General features: G+C 57.6%; 15 protein-coding genes. 7 read left to right on the top strand and 8 right to left on the bottom strand.

What is annotated here, in order from left to right; translation table 11 throughout:
• Position 1 precedes the first annotated feature (1 nt).
• Positions 2-1,477 (bottom strand): leucyl aminopeptidase, encoded by a 1,476-nt coding sequence (locus MED193_RS22000; protein ID WP_009811998.1) that lies wholly within the window; start codon positions 1,475-1,477, stop codon positions 2-4.
• A gap of 229 nt (positions 1,478-1,706) precedes the next feature.
• On the opposite strand from MED193_RS22000, the gene lptF reads away from it, so the two are divergent.
• From lptF to rsmA, 6 genes are all read left to right on the top strand, one after another.
• Complete coding sequence (gene lptF, locus MED193_RS21995; RefSeq protein WP_009811997.1) at positions 1,707-2,870, top strand: LPS export ABC transporter permease LptF; 1,164 nt, start codon at positions 1,707-1,709, stop codon at positions 2,868-2,870.
• The gene (gene lptG / locus MED193_RS21990; RefSeq protein ID WP_009811996.1) at positions 2,867-3,970 is read left to right on the top strand and encodes an LPS export ABC transporter permease LptG; all 1,104 of its coding nucleotides are present in this window, start codon (positions 2,867-2,869) and stop codon (positions 3,968-3,970) included. The genes lptF and lptG overlap by 4 nt, the downstream gene beginning before the upstream one ends.
• 1 nt (position 3,971) lies before the next feature.
• Complete coding sequence (gene lptD, locus MED193_RS21985) at positions 3,972-6,134, top strand: LPS-assembly protein LptD (protein ID WP_009811995.1); 2,163 nt, start codon at positions 3,972-3,974, stop codon at positions 6,132-6,134.
• Entirely contained in the window at positions 6,119-7,378 is a 1,260-nt protein-coding gene (locus tag MED193_RS21980) for a peptidylprolyl isomerase (protein ID WP_039966559.1), read from the top strand. The genes lptD and MED193_RS21980 overlap by 16 nt, the downstream gene beginning before the upstream one ends.
• Positions 7,378-8,370, top strand: coding sequence for a 4-hydroxythreonine-4-phosphate dehydrogenase PdxA (pdxA, locus tag MED193_RS21975; protein ID WP_009811993.1), 993 nt, complete (start codon positions 7,378-7,380; stop codon positions 8,368-8,370). The genes MED193_RS21980 and pdxA overlap by 1 nt, the downstream gene beginning before the upstream one ends.
• 84 nt (positions 8,371-8,454) lie before the next feature.
• Positions 8,455-9,300, top strand: a complete 846-nt coding sequence (rsmA, locus tag MED193_RS21970; protein WP_009811992.1) for a 16S rRNA (adenine(1518)-N(6)/adenine(1519)-N(6))-dimethyltransferase RsmA — start codon at positions 8,455-8,457, stop codon at positions 9,298-9,300.
• Between the two features lie 116 nt (positions 9,301-9,416).
• Here the strand turns inward: rsmA and MED193_RS21965 are convergent, their stop codons facing one another.
• The 3 genes from MED193_RS21965 to prfA all read right to left on the bottom strand — a co-directional run bounded on the left by MED193_RS21965 (position 9,417) and on the right by prfA (position 12,349).
• The gene (locus tag MED193_RS21965; RefSeq protein WP_009811991.1) at positions 9,417-10,217 is read right to left on the bottom strand and encodes a DUF4167 domain-containing protein; all 801 of its coding nucleotides are present in this window, start codon (positions 10,215-10,217) and stop codon (positions 9,417-9,419) included.
• A gap of 225 nt (positions 10,218-10,442) precedes the next feature.
• The gene (gene prmC, locus MED193_RS21960; RefSeq protein WP_009811990.1) at positions 10,443-11,297 is read right to left on the bottom strand and encodes a peptide chain release factor N(5)-glutamine methyltransferase; all 855 of its coding nucleotides are present in this window, start codon (positions 11,295-11,297) and stop codon (positions 10,443-10,445) included.
• Positions 11,294-12,349: a peptide chain release factor 1 gene (prfA, locus tag MED193_RS21955; RefSeq protein WP_039966557.1), complete on the bottom strand. Its 1,056-nt coding sequence runs from the start codon at positions 12,347-12,349 to the stop codon at positions 11,294-11,296. The genes prmC and prfA overlap by 4 nt, the downstream gene beginning before the upstream one ends.
• Positions 12,350-12,422: 73 nt before the next feature.
• On the opposite strand from prfA, the gene MED193_RS23305 reads away from it, so the two are divergent.
• On the top strand, positions 12,423-12,728 hold the full coding sequence (locus MED193_RS23305; RefSeq protein ID WP_039966556.1) for a hypothetical protein: 306 nt from the start codon (positions 12,423-12,425) through the stop codon (positions 12,726-12,728).
• 50 nt (positions 12,729-12,778) lie between these two features.
• Here the strand turns inward: MED193_RS23305 and MED193_RS21945 are convergent, their stop codons facing one another.
• From MED193_RS21945 to MED193_RS21930, 4 genes are all read right to left on the bottom strand, one after another.
• Positions 12,779-13,201, bottom strand: coding sequence for a DUF1499 domain-containing protein (locus tag MED193_RS21945; protein ID WP_009811988.1), 423 nt, complete (start codon positions 13,199-13,201; stop codon positions 12,779-12,781).
• A gap of 59 nt (positions 13,202-13,260) precedes the next feature.
• Complete coding sequence (gene speB / locus MED193_RS21940; protein WP_009811987.1) at positions 13,261-14,208, bottom strand: agmatinase; 948 nt, start codon at positions 14,206-14,208, stop codon at positions 13,261-13,263.
• The gene (speB, locus tag MED193_RS21935) at positions 14,201-15,169 is read right to left on the bottom strand and encodes an agmatinase (protein ID WP_009811986.1); all 969 of its coding nucleotides are present in this window, start codon (positions 15,167-15,169) and stop codon (positions 14,201-14,203) included. Before speB (MED193_RS21935) ends, speB (MED193_RS21940) begins: the two co-directional genes overlap by 8 nt.
• A 101-nt stretch (positions 15,170-15,270) precedes the next feature.
• Positions 15,271-16,467, bottom strand: coding sequence for a M20 aminoacylase family protein (locus tag MED193_RS21930; protein ID WP_009811985.1), 1,197 nt, complete (start codon positions 16,465-16,467; stop codon positions 15,271-15,273).
• Between the last annotated feature and the right edge of the window lie 55 nt (positions 16,468-16,522).

Genomic DNA, 16,522 nt, shown 5'->3' with positions numbered 1-16,522 from the left:
TTCACTCCGCCTCGAAACGATCTTGCACCAGACGGTCCAGCGCCATGACGCCCCAGCCTGTGGCACCTTTGGGGGCATAAGAAGTGGCCGATTTCACCGAGGCGACACCAGCAATATCCAGGTGAATCCAGGGCATGTCATCCTTGATAAAACGTTTGAGGAATTGCGCCGCAGTGATCGAACCGGCTGGGCGGCCACCGACGTTTTTCATATCGGCAATTCGGGATTTCAGCTGATCGTCATAGGCCTGCCCCAGAGGCATCCGCCAGGCACCTTCGTCGGTCGCCTTCGCGGCCTTAAGGAAACCATTGCACAGGGTATCATCATTGGAGAAAACCCCCGCGTTTTCATGTCCAAGCCCAATAATCACCGCCCCAGTCAAGGTGGCCAGATCAATAACGCCACAGGGATTGAACCGCTCCTGCGCGTACCAAAGCACATCGCAAAGCACCAAGCGTCCCTCGGCATCTGTATTGATCACCTCAACAGTATCGCCCTTCATGGATTTCACCACGTCGCCAGGACGGGTGGCATTGCCCGAGGGCATATTCTCCACCAGACCAACCAGCCCAACAACATTGGCGCGGGCCTTGCGCAGAGCCAGCGCTTTCATGGTGCCAACAACCACACCGGCGCCGCCCATATCCATGGTCATGTCTTCCATACCAGCAGCGGGTTTCAGCGAAATCCCACCCGTGTCAAAGACCACGCCTTTGCCAACCAAGGCCAGCGGTGCCTCCCCCTCGGCACCGCCTTTCCAGTTCATGATCGCAACCTTAGAAGGGCTGTCGGACCCTTGGCCAACACAGAGCAACGCTCCCATGCCAAGTTCTTCCAGCTGCGCCTCGTCCAGAATTTCGATCTCAAGTCCAATTTCGGACATTTCCTCAATCCGGCGGGCAAATTCGACGGTGGTCAGAACATTCGCGGGCTCATTGACCAGATCGCGGGTCATGTGCACGCCTTCGGCCACCGCAGCCAGGGGCGCATAGGTCGCTGCCATCTCATCGAAAGCCTTATGCGCGATGGTGATCTCAGCCGCAGGTTTGGGGTCTTTCAGGGCCTTGTGGTTGTCAAACCCATAGCTGCGCAGGGCCATTCCCATCGCCAACTCAGCAGCCTTGGGGATAGAACCTGCCATGACAATCATGGATTGGTCTGGCGCAGCCGCGACCAGTTTCGCCCCAGCCTGGCGCGCCTCAACAGGGGTTAGGCGACGCGAAAGCACCAGAACATGCAGAGCCTCAGCTGCCATCCCCGTGGGCCATTGGAGCGTGATCACGGTGCCGGATTTATGTTTTGCAAACCCGGCATCTGCAATCAAACGCGCCAAGGCCCCCTTGGTCAGCCGGTTTGCGCTGCGTGCCGCCTGATCCATCACACCTTCTGGGGTCACCAGAACAACCACATGGCCAGTCATCCCTGAAAGGGCCTTTGGATCGTAATCTGCAAAACGGATGGCTGGCATGGTGCTCATGGTGTGGAGGCTCCTGTCGGAATGAGGTCTTGTTATATTTCCCGATAAATAACTTGCGCTCCGCACAATAGCCAGCCCCCAGAGACAATCAGCCTGCGGGCAATCGCGCTCGGCACCAACCCGCCAAACCTGCGTTTGACCTCAGAAATCACGCAGATAGCAGTTTTCCCCGTGAAACAATTCCTCTAAGGTTCTGCAAAATGACAATGGCAGGATCTGGGGGGATCAAGTGTCACGCTTTGACAGATATGTCCTGTCGCAATACCTGCTGTTTTTCAGCTTCTTTGCGCTTATTCTGGTCGCCGTCTTCTGGGTCAACCGGGCGGTGGTGCTATTTGACCGCCTCATCGGAGACGGGCAAACCGCGATTGTTTTTCTAGAATTTACGGCCCTCGCCCTGCCTAACTTGATCCGCATGGTGCTACCTGTGGCGGTTTTCGCCTCCGCCGTCTGGGTGACCAATAGACTGCAAAGCGAGAGCGAGCTGACCGTCTTGCGGGCCACAGGAACCAGCCCCTGGCAAATGGCGCGCCCCGCGCTGGCCTTTGGCGTGATTACTGCCCTTATGATGTCGGTGCTTACTCATTTCCTGTTACCTAGTTCAATCAGCCAACTGGCGCTGCGCGAGCAGGAGGTCTCTCGTAACGTTACAGCTAAGCTGCTGACAGAAGGGCATTTCCTCCACCCGGTCAAAGGAGTGACTTTCTATATTCGCCAAATCGACAGCAATGGCACGCTCAATGATGTCTTCCTGTCTGACCGACGCGATCCTAACCAAACCATGACCTACACAGGGGCACGGGCTTTCTTGGTGCGCGATGGAGAGAACACGCACCTGATTATGGTAAATGGCATGGCACAGCGCCTGGAGCATCGGACACAGCAACTTTCCACGACCAACTTTTCTGACTTCTCTTATGATATCAGCTCTTTGGCAAACCAGAGTACGGCCGCGATACGCAACATCCGTGAAATTTCCAGTTGGGAACTCCTGCAAGACCGCGAAAACATCAGCCTGACCGAAGGGTATAGCCGAGGAGCGTTGGCAGAGGAATTCCACCTGCGGTTTGCGCGTGCGCTTATCTGCGTCGCAGTGGCACTCATCGGGTTCTCAACGCTTATGCTTGGGTCCTACTCCCGCCTGGGCGTCTGGCGTCAGGCGCTTGTGGCCTTTTTGTTGCTGATCCTTGTTGAAGGGCTGCGCGGCGTGGTCTCGGAACCGGTGCGCAGCAATCCCGATCTCTGGCTGTTGATCTACCTGCCGGCCTTTATTGGCCTGGCCATTGCGGTTGGGTTCCTGCAACTGGCGGCCCATCCGCTGACACCGCGCCAACGCGCACCGCAACACTATGCCCCGGGCGGCGCAACTGGACAGCAAAAGGCTGGGTCATGAAGCTAGATCTCTACTATGCCAGACGGTTTTTGCAGTGGTTTGCCGTTATCTGCGGCGTGTTGATGACCCTGGTTATGCTGATTGACCTGAATGAGCAGATCCGTCGCTTTGATGAATTTGATGTCAGTGCCAGTGAAATAGTAGGATTAACCCTGCTCAATGCCCCTGCTGCTCTCAGTGAGTTCCTGCCACTCATCATGATCCTCACCACCATTGTCCTTTTTGTTGGTCTGGCCCGGAGCAGCGAATTGGTTGTGACCCGAGCAATCGGGCGCTCCGGCATCCGCGCCTTGGCAGCACCGGTTCTGGTCGCGGGTCTGTTGGGGATACTGGCGGTGAGCACGCTGAACCCAATCGTTGCCGCCACAACCAACCTGTCCAAGACCCTGGCGGACACTTACCGTACCGGCGGGCCCTCTGCCCTGTCGTTTTCAGGGGAGGGGCTTTGGCTGCGCCAGGGAAGCCCTAGCGGTCAGTCCGTAATCCACGCGTCCTCTTATGGTGGCGGCAGCGACAATATCGTTTTGTATGATGTCACCATCCTAGCCTACGCGCCACAGGGTGGTCCTATCCGACAGATCATTGCTGAAAGCGCCCGATTGGATGGGGAGGAATGGCTACTGCACAAGGCCAAGGCCTGGCATATGACGGCCGGCCTTAACCCCGAACGTTCTGCGGCAACCCATGAGACCCTGCGCCTGCCGACCACGCTGACCCAAGATCGCATTCGGGACCGCTTGGGATCTGCGGATGGGATATCTGTCTATGATCTGCCCACGACCATTCGCGATCTTGCCCAGGCAGGCTTTTCGACGAAACGCTATCAGGTCTGGTATCAGGTGGAGCTGGCGCGGCCGCTTTTCCTCATTGCAATGGTATTGGTTGGTGCAGCCTTCACCATGCGGCATACGCGATTTGGCGGTACAGGCCTTGCGGTGCTGACTGCTGTTTTATTGGGCTTTGGGCTGTACTTTGTTCGAAATTTTGCGCAAATTTTGGGGGAAAATGGCCAGATTCCGGTGGCCCTGGCCGCTTGGGCACCACCTGTGGCTTCAATTTTGTTGACGATGGGACTGCTATTACATGCTGAGGACGGATAACATGCGCCGAGCCCTATTGCTCTCGGTGGTTCTGCCTTGGCTGACCATCGCGGCCCCGACACAGGCCCAGCAAGACGGTCCCGCCCCTTCGGTGGAGACCCCAGCAATTCTGGTTGCCGACCAGATGTTCATCACCCCCGACCGTCAACTGATCGCAAAAGGAAATGTCGAAGCCTTTCAAGGGGATGTACGACTACAGGCCCAAAAGGTCACCTTTGAAGAAGGCAGTGGCACCCTAAAGATTGAAGGGCCGATTCGAATTGACCAGGGAGGCGAAGTCACGATCCTAGCCAATGCCGCAGAACTGGACCGTAGCTTGCGTGACGGGCTCTTGACTGGCGCGCGCATGGTGTTCAAGCAGCAGCTACAACTGGCCTCCTTGCAGATGACCCGTGTGGGGGGACGCTATACCCAGCTCTACAAAACCTCCGTGACCTCTTGCCATGTCTGCGATGACGGCAAGCCACCGCTGTGGCAGATCCGTGCCGAGCGCGTCATCCACGATCAAGTCGAGCAACAACTCTATTTTGAGAACGCCCAGGTCAGAATTCTAGACGTGCCGGTTTTCTACTTCCCTGCAGTGCGCCTTCCGGATCCCAACCTGGACCGTACCAGCGGCTTCCTAGTGCCCTCGACGCGGACAACATCGAATCTTGGAACCGGGGTAAAGATCCCCTATTTCTTCACACTGGGGGATAGCCGCGATCTAACGTTGTCGCCCTATATCTCTAGCCGCACGAGAACCTTGGATGCCCGGTACCGTCAGGCCTTCCGGCATGGCAGCATTGGACTCGAAGGCGCCTTTACCCGCGATGATCTGCAACCCGATGAAGATCGAGGTTACCTCTTTGCGACCGGCCAATTTGATCTGCCGCGTGACTTCCAGCTTGAGTTTGATCTCAAAACCGTATCAGACGACGCCTATATTGCCGACTACAGCCTGCCGGATCTGGACCGCCTCAGATCAGACGTTACTCTGACAAAATCCGCACGCGACAGCCTGCTGTACGCGGCTTTGACCAATTTCAAAACGCTCAGAGACAGTGAAAACCAGGATCTGATCCCCTCTTCCATCGGCGAAGTTTTCTACCAGAAGCGTTATTTCCCGACCTCAATCGGCGGAGAGACCAGGTTGACCCTGGAAGCGCACGGCCACAACCGGACCTCTGATCTGGAGGGGAATTTGACCTCAGCCAACGGGCGCGACCACGGACGTCTCACCGCAGATCTTGATTGGCGGCGCAGTTGGCATCTTGCAAGAGGCTTCGAACTTGAATGGGAGCTTGGCACTGCGATTGATGGGTTTACCACCTATGACGATTCCTATTTCTCAGAGCACAGTTCGCGCATCACCCCACGATCTGCGTTAACCCTGCGCTTGCCGATGTCCAAGACTGATGCAAGTGGCGCCGCGCAATATCTGGAACCCATCGTCCAATTGGGCTGGAGCAATGTCATCGGAGACAGCGTTGCTCAGGATGAAAGCAACTATGTGGAATTTGATCAGGGCAATCTGCTGTCCCTGTCGCGGTTTCCAGCATCTGATGCGCGTGAAGATGGTTTGAGCCTCGCTTACGGGGTCAATTGGGCGCGCTTTGCCAGCAGTGGCTGGCAGGCCTATGCCAGCCTTGGCCAGATTATCCGGCAGGATGCCGATACCCGTTACACTAAAAGTTCCGGCCTTGGCGGCACCACATCAGACCTGCTTTTGGCAGGGCAATTAAAGTTCAACGATGGCATCGCCCTGACGGCGCGCGGTCTGCTGAACGATTCCCTGAACTTCTCCAAAGCAGAGGTGCGCGGCGACTGGTACCGGGATGCGCTGGCCGTTTCCGGCAGCTATCTCTGGCTTGGTACCGACCCACGCGAAAATCGCACCACAGAGACATCCGAGATATGGGTTGATGGATCGTATCAGGTCTCTGCCGGCTGGAAAGCCAGCGCCAGCCTGCGCTATGATATTTCGGATGCGCGGGCAACGCGAGCGGGCCTTGGCCTAGCCTATAGCAACGAGTGCGTGACGGTCGACCTTTCGGTTAACCGGCGCTATACCTCAACAACAAGCGTAGATCCCTCTACGGATTTTGGGTTTTCAATTTCCATGAACGGGTTCTCAGTCAATAACGGCAGCAAACAGTACAGGCGATCATGCAGACAATCTTGACCCAGGCCTTCTCCGCTTCCTTGATCCGAAGCTTCTCTAGAACAGCGGCCGCTATGACTTTGGGCTTTGCGCTTTCCACGACAGCCGTGCCACTGGCTGCTCAGGGCCTGTTTTCGCCCGCGGTAACCGTCGATAACGCCGCGATCACCTATTACGAGCTCAATCAACGTGCCCTGTTCATGGGAGTGCTGCGCACCCCTGGTGATCCAGAGGTCATGGCCCGCCAAGAACTGATCAAAGATCGGCTTAAATTGGCGGAATTGGCCAAGGTCGGCATTTCGCCAAGTGAGGAAGAGATTACCGCAGGCATGACCGAGCTTGCCAGCCGGGCCAATCTGTCGCTGAATGAATTCCTGACGGTTCTCAAACAAAACGGTATCGATCCAGAAACGGTGCGCGACTTTACCAAGGTCGGCATTGGCTGGCGCGAGTACATTGGCGCACGCTTTTTGTCCCGTGCTCGACCAACGGAGGCGGAGATTGACCGCGCCATGGGACAGGCCGGATCAGGCGGGGTCCAGGTCTTGTTGTCAGAGCTGATCGTTCCCATCAACGAACAAAATGCGCAGCAGGTGGAAGCCTTGACTGATCAGGTCGGCCAGTTGACCAGTTTTGCTGCCTTTTCTTCTGCGGCCACACAGTATTCAGCCTCTGACAGCCGCAATAACGGCGGACGGCTGCCTTGGATGAACCTGACCAAACTGCCGCCGCAACTGCAGCCCGTGGTGCTTGCGCTTGATCCTGGTGAGATCACCGAACCTCTGCCTTTGCAGGGCGCCGTCGCTATGTTCCAGATGCGCGGCGTTCGGGAAGTAACCGGCAGTCGTCAACGATACTCTGCCATCGAATACGCCAGCTATTACATCCCAGGGGGGCGCAGCGCTGAGGCCTTGGCTCTTGGGCAGGAGATCGCAAATCGCATTGATACCTGTGACGATCTGTATGGTATCGCCAAAGATCAAGATCCCGCGGTGCTGGACCGCCAAAGTCTAGTACCCGCAGAAATCCCGCAGGATATTGCGATTGAACTGGCCAAGCTGGACCCCAATGAGACCTCGCTCACTCTCACCCGCAACCAGGGGCAGACGCTGATGCTCTTGATGCTTTGCGGGCGCACCGCCGAACTGGGCGAAGGGGAATCCCGTGAAACCGTGGCAAACGCCCTGACACAGCAACGTTTGGAATCCCTGTCCAGTAGCTTCATCGAGCAGCTGCGGGCCGACGCCCTCATCATTGAGAAATGATGGCCTCCGGCCTGCCCGCGCGCCCCATCGCGCTCAGCTGCGGGGAACCCGCCGGAATCGGACCAGAGATCACCGCCAAGGCCTGGCAGCTCTTGAAAGAGAGCTGCCCGTTTTTTTGGATTGGTGATCCACGTCATCTGCCAGAGGACACCCCTGTTGCGCTGATCAAAACGCCAGATGAGGCCCAGGAGCTCTGCGCCAAGGCCTTGCCGGTTCTGCCTTTGCAGTTTGCAGGATCAACCACAAAGGGCCAGGCTGATCCCAAAAATGCTCCAGGGGTGGTGCAGTCCATCGAACGCGGCGTTGAACTGGTTCAATCGGGAGCGGCCTCAGCGCTTTGCACCGCGCCAATACATAAAAAGGCCCTGATTGACGGAGCTCAGTTTGCCTTTCCCGGCCATACCGAGTTTCTGGCCCATCTGGCAGATCGCAGCCGCGTGGTGATGATGCTGGCCAGCCCTGCTTTGCGGGTGGTTCCTGCCACCATCCATATCGCGCTGAGCGAGGTGCCAAAGACCCTCACTCCGGAGCTATTGCGCGAAGTGATCGCGATCACCGCCCAAGGGCTGCGCAGCCAGTTTGGGATTGACCAACCACGCATCGCTGTAGCCGGGCTAAACCCCCATGCCGGAGAGGGCGGCGCGATGGGACAGGAAGAACTCTTGTGGATCAATGATCTGATAGATGCGTTCAACTCTGACAATCTGACCCTCACCGGGCCGCATCCCGCAGACACCCTGTTTCATGCTGCGGCACGCGCTCGCTATGACGCCGCCATCTGCATGTATCACGACCAGGCGCTGATCCCGATCAAAACGCTGGATTTCGATCGCGGAGTCAATGTCACCCTGGGCCTGCCCTTTATCCGCACCTCCCCGGACCATGGTACCGCCTTCGATATCGCAGGCACCGGTGCGGCGAACCCATCCAGCCTGGTAGAGGCGCTTAAAATGGCGCAGTCCATGGCGCTACGCAGCGCTGCGCCCACTTGACGCCTCTGGCCCCACTGCCTATCCCCAACGGCACCTTCTCTTTGACTGGCGCCCCGTTTGGCCGCGCGCCCTGGACATATCGTAATGAGCGCCATCGACTCCCTGCCCCCTCTGCGTGAGGTCATCGACACCCATCAACTGCTGGCCCGAAAATCGCTAGGGCAGAACTTCCTGCTCGATCTCAATCTGACCTCCAAGATTGCCCGCCAAGCTGGCGATCTGAGCGAATGTGATGTGCTGGAAATCGGCCCCGGCCCCGGGGGTTTGACCCGTGGTTTGTTGGCCGAAGGGGCGCGCCGGGTGCTGGCGGTTGAAAAAGACAGCCGCTGTATGCCCGCCCTGGCGGAAATAGCCGAGGCCTATCCAGGTCGGCTACAGCTGATCAATGGGGATGCGCTTGATATTGATCCCCTTGAGCATCTTACCCCACCGGTACGGATCGCAGCCAACCTGCCCTATAATGTCGGCACTGAACTGCTGGTCCGTTGGCTCACCCCAAAGGCCTGGCCGCCCTTCTGGCAAAGCCTTACCCTCATGTTTCAACGTGAAGTCGCCGAACGAATTGTGGCCCAACCCGGAACCAAGGCCTATGGCCGTTTGGCGCTTTTGGCGCAGTGGCGCGCGGATGCGCGGATTGTACTTTCGCTGCCCCCCGAAGCCTTTAGCCCACCGCCTAAGGTTCATAGCGCGGTAGTGCATCTCACCGCTCTGCAAGAGCCGCGCTTCCCCGCAGATGCCGCAACGCTGTCGCGGGTGATTGCCGCTGGCTTTAATCAGCGCCGCAAAATGCTGCGCGCCAGTCTCAAAAGCGTAACACCGGGAATTGAAGATCACTTAAAGGCGGCAGGTATTGCCCCCACAGAACGGGCAGAACAAGTCAGCCTGGAAGAATTCTGCGCCCTTGCCCGCAGTATCAAACCCCTAGACTAGCTGCCTGCTCTTCATTCATCCGACACAAAAAACCGGCCTCCCCAGGGAAGGCCGGTTTTCATGTTCTTTACCTGACTGCAAGTAACCCGAGCGACCAGCATGCCGTGCTGCCAGCATTACTCGGCAGCTTCTGGCGCATCCTCGGCCTTGGGCTTTGGTTTGGGTTTGCGCGGTCTGGGCGTGCGCTTGGGCTTGGCTTCGGTGTCGGCGTCTTGAGCGACGGCAGGTGCCTTGGCCGCTTCGCCTTCAGGGGCCGTGCCCTCGGCTGCAGGTTTGGCCGCTACAGGCTTGCGTGCACGCGGTTTGCGAGCGGCAGGCTTCTTGGGCGCTGCCACTGGTTCCTTGCCTTTGCTTTCAGGGGTTTCCACCAAGCCGCTGCCCTCTGGGGCATTGCTGGTAGTATCACGTGGGTCTATCACCTCAGGCTGAGGCGCACTGGCGGGATCCTGGCGCGCTGCCGGCTGCGTCGCTGCCACGTCGCTTTGACGTTCGCCACTGGAATGGCCTGGCTGGGGCTGCTGCCCCTGCTGACGAGAGGGCTGTTGCTGCGCCGCCTGATTGGCAGTAGCCTCGCGTTCCTGACGCTCCAGACGTTCAGCGCGTTCACGATCACGTTCAGCCTGACGCTCGCGGTTCTGGCGTTCCTGCTCTTCGCGCCGCGCATCAATCTCGCGCTGTGCCTCATTCAGAAGACGCAGGTAATGCTCAGCATGTTGCTGAAAATTCTCAGCCGCAACACGGTCATTGCTGAGTTGCGCGTCCCGTGTCAGCTGGTTGTATTTATCAATGATCTGTTGCGGAGTCCCACGCACCTTGCCCTCGGGGCCGGAGCTGTCGAAGACGCGATTTACAACATTGACCCCATTGGGGCGGTTTCGGTTCGACTTGGAACGCGAACGTGATTTTGACGATCTCATATGCCTAACGTAAGCCTTAATTTCATGTGTCATGGATCCAATTCAGCGCATCCTTGCGCCGGATGATCGACTATTTTGGGCTTGGTGTCGCTGGGAGGTAGAGTAACCTCGCCGTAGTCAAGCGACACTTTGAGTAACCACTTTCTACCCTCTCAGACAAGGGCCGCATCCCATATTTCGTGAACTTTCTTTCAAAAACACAAATTTTCCAAAGAATTTCCTGCTTCAGCCGGGATTTCGGGCAAAAACAACCCGGTCCCGGCCATCCAGATCCGGTAGCACAGCGATATTGGTGAGCCCAGCCTCCTGCATCATTGCGGCCACGGCCTGACCCTGGGTCGGGCCGATTTCCAGACATAAGCGCCCGCCTGAGCGCAGGTGCGCACGCACCCCCGCGGCAAGCGCACGGTAAGCCGCAAGACCATCCCCCCCGTCGGTGAGCGCCATATCAGGCTCATGCTGGCGCACCTCAGGTGACAGATCTGCCATTTCGTCTAAGGCGATATAGGGCGGGTTTGAAACAATCAGGTCAAAGCGGCCTGTGACATTGGAAAACCAATCCGATTGCTGAATATCAATGCGGCTCTCAACCCGATGCAAGATGGCGTTTGCACTTGCCTGCAGGCAGGCAGCTTCGCTCAGATCTACCCCTAAGCCAGTGGCCTGCGGGCTCTCTGCGAGCAGCGTCACCAAGATGCAGCCGGAGCCAAGGCCAAGGTCCAGTACCCGTTCAAAAGGCTCTGCAAGTGCGGCCTCGATCAGGGTTTCGGTTTCTGGCCGAGGGTCCAACACATCTTTTGAGACTTTGAACCGGCGACCATAAAATTCACGCTCCCCCAGCAGATGCGACACCGGCACGCGGATCGCACGCAGGGCAATCAGCTGTTCGTAACGCTCTGCCACTTCGGGCTCAAGATCCTCAGGCGCAATCAAGGTCACGCGGCTGGCTTCGATCCGGGCAGCATGGGCCAGAAGAATTCGGGCATCGCGGGCGGGATCCTCCACGCCGGCCGCACGCAAACGCGCCGCAGCAGCTGCCATGGCCTGAGCCGCAGTCAAGGCGATACCCTGTGTATTCATTGCCCCATCTCTGCCAGGAGACGCGCCTGGTTGTCTGCCGTGAGCGCATCGATGATTTCGTCCAGATCGCCCTGCATGATTTGGTCTAGCTTATAGAGTGTCAGGTTGATGCGGTGATCAGACATGCGCCCCTGTGGGAAATTATAGGTACGAATGCGTTCGGAGCGGTCGCCCGAGCCCACCTGGCTGGCGCGATCGGCGGAGCGTTCACTGTCCACCCGCTGACGTTCCAGATCATAAAGTCGCGCGCGCAGAACCTGCATCGCGATCTCGCGGTTGCGGTGCTGGGATTTTTCGGCACTGACCACCATGACCCCGGTGGGAATATGGGTAATGCGTACAGCGGAGTCAGTTGTGTTGACGTGCTGCCCCCCCGCCCCTGAGGCCCGCATGGTATCAATGCGAATGTCGCTAGGATCTATCTGCACGTCAACTTCCTGAGCTTCCGGCAAAACCGCTACAGTGGCGGCTGAGGTGTGAATGCGGCCGCCGCTTTCCGTCACTGGCACACGCTGGACCCGGTGCACGCCGCTTTCATATTTCATGCGCGCAAAAACGTTTTCCCCCTTGATATGGGCAACCACCTCTTTGATGCCGCCCAGCTCAGTCGCTTGTTCCTCGATCACCTCGAACTTCCAGCCCCGCGCTTCGGCGTAGCGCTGGTACATGCGCAGCAGATCTCCGGCAAACAACGCGGCCTCATCGCCCCCGGTGCCGGGCCGGATCTCCAGCATGGCCGGGCGCGCATCGGCGGCGTCTTTGGGCAAAAGCGCCAGTTGCAGCGCCTCTTCGGCGCCGGGTAATGCCGCCTTCAGTTCTGGGATTTCCTCGGCCGCCAACTCTTTCATATCGGGATCCGACAACATGGCCTCAGCATCCTCAAGATCGGTCAGGAGCTGGCGATAGGCGGTGATTTGCTCGGCAACCGGCTTTATCTCGGAATACTCGCGCGCCAGGTTTGCAATCTCGGCGCCGCTGGCGCCCTCCGCCATTGCGGCTTCAAGATACTGGAACCGTTGCAGGATCTGCTCTAGCCGCTCTTCGGGGATCATCCGTGCCTCATATTTCTGTTGGGGTGCCATCCTGCCACTTTGGCAGCTGTGGTTTCTGTGATATGCTAGCTCTATGCAACATGCCAGAGCCCTTGTCATATTTGCGCTGATCCTTGCGTCTGGACCCAGCTTAGGTGATGTGGTTGGCCCTGGCGGCAAGGTGATTGACTGCTACTGCACCGACAAAACCGGTGAACGGGTCGATCTAGGAGAAATTCGCTGTCTGGATGTCGACGGGAGACAATTCATGGCCCAGTGCCAAATGTCGCTCAACGTGCCAATGTGGCGGGAAGTTCAGGCAAATTGCCTTTCTGCAAGCCTCCGCCAGCCAGCCCAGCCCCCCTATTCTATCGCACAATCTCCACTTCCCGCTCTGTGATCCATCCTGACCAGCACAGAGGGTTAGCCCTTTCCAGAGGCGGGCAAAGCCTAGTCCGTGGTTTTGGGCATCAATGACAACCAACCATCTATGCGCGCCTTATTTACGCCGAGGTCAGAGCGACCAAATCGCAGCCGGGCATAGACCTTTAGCAGATCCCCATCCTGGCGCGCGGTGGTGTAGTCAGGAAAACCGATCACCTTGGTGCGGGTTACATAGGTCGCCATGCCTTCCTCGACGGATCCAGCCAGAAGTTTCGTTCGTGGGGCTGCGCTGGCAATGCGATCAAACTGCTGCAGCCCATCCGGGCCCGAACGCACCACCTTAAAAACGCCCCCCCGGAACTCTTTATCCTCGGTGAGTTCTGGCTGGCTGTTCCAATCAAAGGGATCAACCGGCGCCAATCTGATAAAGCCGACAACGACCACCACTGCCGCCAGACCCACCCAAATCAGCATCATAATCTTCCCCATCTTGCTCCTGCCCTCTTCCTATCCCTGGCACCCTCCGTATGGGGCCACCAAATAGAAGCTTAACGTGACTTCACGCCAGGAAGAACGCACATCATCTCATAAAGCAAATTAGCCGCAGTCAGCGCGGTATTTCCGGTAGTATCATAAGGCGGCGAAACTTCCACCAAATCACAGCCCACAATGTTGAGCCCCTTCAGAGAGCGTATCAGTTCCAGCGCCTGCGGCGTGGTCAAGCCGCCGATCTCGGGCGTCCCGGTGCCGGGCGCAAAGGCAGGATCCAGACTGTCGATATCATAGGAGATATAGACCGGACGGGTGCCAATATCACGGCGAATTTCAGCGCCCATATTGTGCAATTGCCGCCCCCAAAGCTCCTGTGCGGGGAACTGCTGAAAGCCCCAGCCCTGGGCCTCGGTGAAATCATCGGCGCCATAGCCTGTGCCGCGAATGCCAATCTGATAGGTCTTATCAGCAACGATGAGACCCTCTTCATAAGCACGCCGAAACACGGTGCCATGGGTTTCACGCTCACCAAACATATCATCGTTCACATCCGCATGGGCATCCACATGCACCAATGCGACGGGTCCGTATTTGGCGGCAATGGCCCGCAGAATTGGCAGAGTGATCGAATGATCGCCGCCCATGGCCATCGGGATCACATTGCCTGACAGGATCGCCTGATAACTTTCCTCGATGATGCGCAGCGATTCCTTCAGCGAGAAGGTATTGATTGCCAGATCACCAATATCGCCGGCATTCAGACTGTCAAAAGGCGCCGCTCCGGTGGCCATGTTATAGGGCCGCAGCATGGCACTCTCCGAACGGATCTGCTTGGGACCAAACCGCGTGCCAGACCGCCAAGAGGTTCCGATATCCATCGGCACCCCCAGAAAGGCCACATCCAGCCCCTCAAGCGAGGTCGCCTGCGGCAGACGCATAAAGGTGCTCGGCCCGGAGAACCGGGCCAGATCATTGCCACTAATCGGTTGATTAAACTCAGCCATTGTCTCTCATATTCCAGCCCAGAAGGCAGATAATTTCCGTTGCCACATGAGCCCCGGCAATTGCGGTCGCTCCGGTGGTGTCAAAAGGAGGGGAAACCTCCACCACATCGCCGCCTTTGATATTGATACCTGCGATCTCGCGCAAGATGCGTGCAGCCTGCGCAGAGGTCAGTCCGCCCCAAACTGGGGTGCCGGTGCCTGGTGCATAGGCAGGATCCAGTGCGTCGATGTCAAAAGTCAGATAGGTCGGGCGCCCCCCCAGGATCTCTTTGATCCGGCGTGCGGTCTCAACCGGGCCGATCTCATGCACGGTGGCAGCATCAATGATATTTACCCCCAGCGTGTCGTCGTTGGTGGTTCTGATCCCCACCTGGACCGAGGTTTCGGGGTCCACGATGCCGGATTTCACCGCTTTGTAGAACATGGTGCCGTGATCGATACGGTCCATATTGTCGTCTGGCCAGGTGTCCGTATGGGCGTCAAATTGCAGCAGCGAAATTGGGCCAAATTTTTCAGCATAGGCTTTCAAGATTGGGAAACTGATATAGTGATCCCCTCCCAAAACAACCGAAGCCGTATCCTGAGAGAGAATCCCACGAATATGATCCGTCAGCGCCGCAGGAAATTCAGGCACATTGGCATGATCAAAAGCCAGATCGCCGTAATCGGCAATCGCTAGGGTGCTGAGCGGCTTATGCGGCCAGCCATAGGGCTCATCCGGGCTTTGCAGAGTCGAGGCTTCCCGAATTGCCCGTGGCCCTAGCCGTGTCCCCGGCCGGTTGGTCACCGCTTGATCGAATGGCACCCCGGTGACGGCAATGTCTACCCCACTCAGATCTTTAGTGTATTTGCGCCGCAAAAAGGAGGTCGCGCCACCAAAGGTAATTTCAAAGCTTAAGCCCTTCAGGTCTTCCCGGGTAAAGGCCGCGTCGATTGCGTGTTTTGCATCTTCCAGTGCCATGATCGTACTTTCCGTTTGCAGAGTGATCCGGGGGTTGGATATTCCCCCCGCCAGCACTCACATAATTTGATCATATTATCAAAACCTGGAATAGCGAAGTTTCACGCGGCTGTCACCTCTGCTTGGGCCAAGGGCTGGGCACGTTCTACCAGACGGGCGAAAAAGGAGGCACCAATTGGCGCAATCTCATCATTGAAGTTGTACTTGGGGTGGTGCAGCCCTGCCCCTTCCCCCTGGCCCAAGAACAGATAGGCCCCTGGACGGGCATTCAACATATATGAGAAATCTTCAGCGCCCATTTCACGTTCACCATCAGCCTCGACATTCTCCGGGCCAGAAACCTCTCCCGCGACATCAGCCGCGAAGGCTGATTTTTGCGAATCGTTGATGGTTGCAGGGTAGCCGACCTCATAATCCAGCTCTGCTGAAACGCCGTAACTTGCTGCCTGGCCTGCGACGATTTCCTCCATTCGCCGCATCACCATGGCCTGCACCTGCGGATTAAAGGTGCGCACCGTGCCATTAATATAGGCAGTGTCTGGGATCACATTGTCAACGGTTCCGGTATGGATCTGCGTGACCGACACCACCAGGTCCTCCAGCGTGTGATGATTGCGGCTGATAATGGTTTGGATTGCCTGAGCCATGCCGCAGGCCGCCATCACCGGATCTTTGGTCTCATGGGGCATCGCCCCATGTCCTCCGACCCCCTGAATATGGATGTGAAACGTATCTACCGCCGCCATCAGTGCCCCCGGCGCAGTCAAGAAGGCCCCAACCGGCAATCCAGGCGCATTGTGTAGCGCATAGACTTCGCCAATATCGAACCTCTCCATGATACCCTCCTCGACCATGATTCGGGCTCCACCAATGGCCTCCTCAGCCGGTTGGAAAATTAATGCCACCCGGCCCGAAAAATTACGGGTCTCTGCAAGATACTTAGCCGCGCCCAGCAGCATCGTAGTATGGCCGTCATGGCCACAGGCATGCATGTTGCCTGCATGCAGCGACGCATAGTCAACGCCAGTTTCCTCTGGGATCGGCAGCGCATCCATATCCGCCCGCAGCCCTATTGTTGGCCCCTCGCCCTGCACATTGCCCTGACCATTGATGATCGCCACCATGCCAGAAGTGGCAATTCCTTCATGCAATTCATCCACCCCAATCTCACGCAAACGCTCCGCCACATAGGCCGCTGTCTTGGGCAGATCGAGCGCCAGTTCAGGGATTTGGTGAAGATGCTGACGCCAAGTCTTCATCTCGGGGGCAAAATCAGCAATGCGGTTCACGACGGCCATGGGGTGGACTCCTGTGCGAGGATCGGGATTGATGCATCTGACACAGGAACAAGAG

Origin of the sequence: Roseobacter sp. MED193, from assembly GCF_000152965.1 — a bacterium.
In the GTDB taxonomy this organism is placed as follows: Bacteria; Pseudomonadota; Alphaproteobacteria; order Rhodobacterales; family Rhodobacteraceae; genus Pseudophaeobacter.
Note: the sequence above shows the minus strand (reverse complement) of the source record. Positions and strands in the feature narration are given on the sequence as shown.

Excerpts from the sequence above, each read along its gene's own strand:
- MED193_RS21965 (WP_009811991.1), bottom strand. The coding sequence starts at position 10,217 with ATGAGATCGTCAAAATCACGTTCGCGTTCCAAGTCGAACCGAAACCGC.
- speB (WP_009811987.1), bottom strand. The coding sequence starts at position 14,208 with ATGGCTGAGTTTAATCAACCGATTAGTGGCAATGATCTGGCCCGGTTC.
- MED193_RS21980 (WP_039966559.1), top strand. The coding sequence starts at position 6,119 with ATGCAGACAATCTTGACCCAGGCCTTCTCCGCTTCCTTGATCCGAAGC.
- lptD (WP_009811995.1), top strand. The coding sequence starts at position 3,972 with ATGCGCCGAGCCCTATTGCTCTCGGTGGTTCTGCCTTGGCTGACCATC.
- prmC (WP_009811990.1), bottom strand. The coding sequence starts at position 11,297 with ATGAATACACAGGGTATCGCCTTGACTGCGGCTCAGGCCATGGCAGCT.
- rsmA (WP_009811992.1), top strand. The coding sequence starts at position 8,455 with ATGAGCGCCATCGACTCCCTGCCCCCTCTGCGTGAGGTCATCGACACC.
- MED193_RS23305 (WP_039966556.1), top strand. The coding sequence starts at position 12,423 with ATGCAACATGCCAGAGCCCTTGTCATATTTGCGCTGATCCTTGCGTCT.
- MED193_RS21930 (WP_009811985.1), bottom strand. The coding sequence starts at position 16,467 with ATGGCCGTCGTGAACCGCATTGCTGATTTTGCCCCCGAGATGAAGACT.
- lptG (WP_009811996.1), top strand. The coding sequence starts at position 2,867 with ATGAAGCTAGATCTCTACTATGCCAGACGGTTTTTGCAGTGGTTTGCC.
- prfA (WP_039966557.1), bottom strand. The coding sequence starts at position 12,349 with ATGATCCCCGAAGAGCGGCTAGAGCAGATCCTGCAACGGTTCCAGTAT.
- MED193_RS21945 (WP_009811988.1), bottom strand. The coding sequence starts at position 13,201 with ATGGGGAAGATTATGATGCTGATTTGGGTGGGTCTGGCGGCAGTGGTG.
- pdxA (WP_009811993.1), top strand. The coding sequence starts at position 7,378 with ATGGCCTCCGGCCTGCCCGCGCGCCCCATCGCGCTCAGCTGCGGGGAA.
- speB (WP_009811986.1), bottom strand. The coding sequence starts at position 15,169 with ATGGCACTGGAAGATGCAAAACACGCAATCGACGCGGCCTTTACCCGG.
- MED193_RS22000 (WP_009811998.1), bottom strand. The coding sequence starts at position 1,477 with ATGAGCACCATGCCAGCCATCCGTTTTGCAGATTACGATCCAAAGGCC.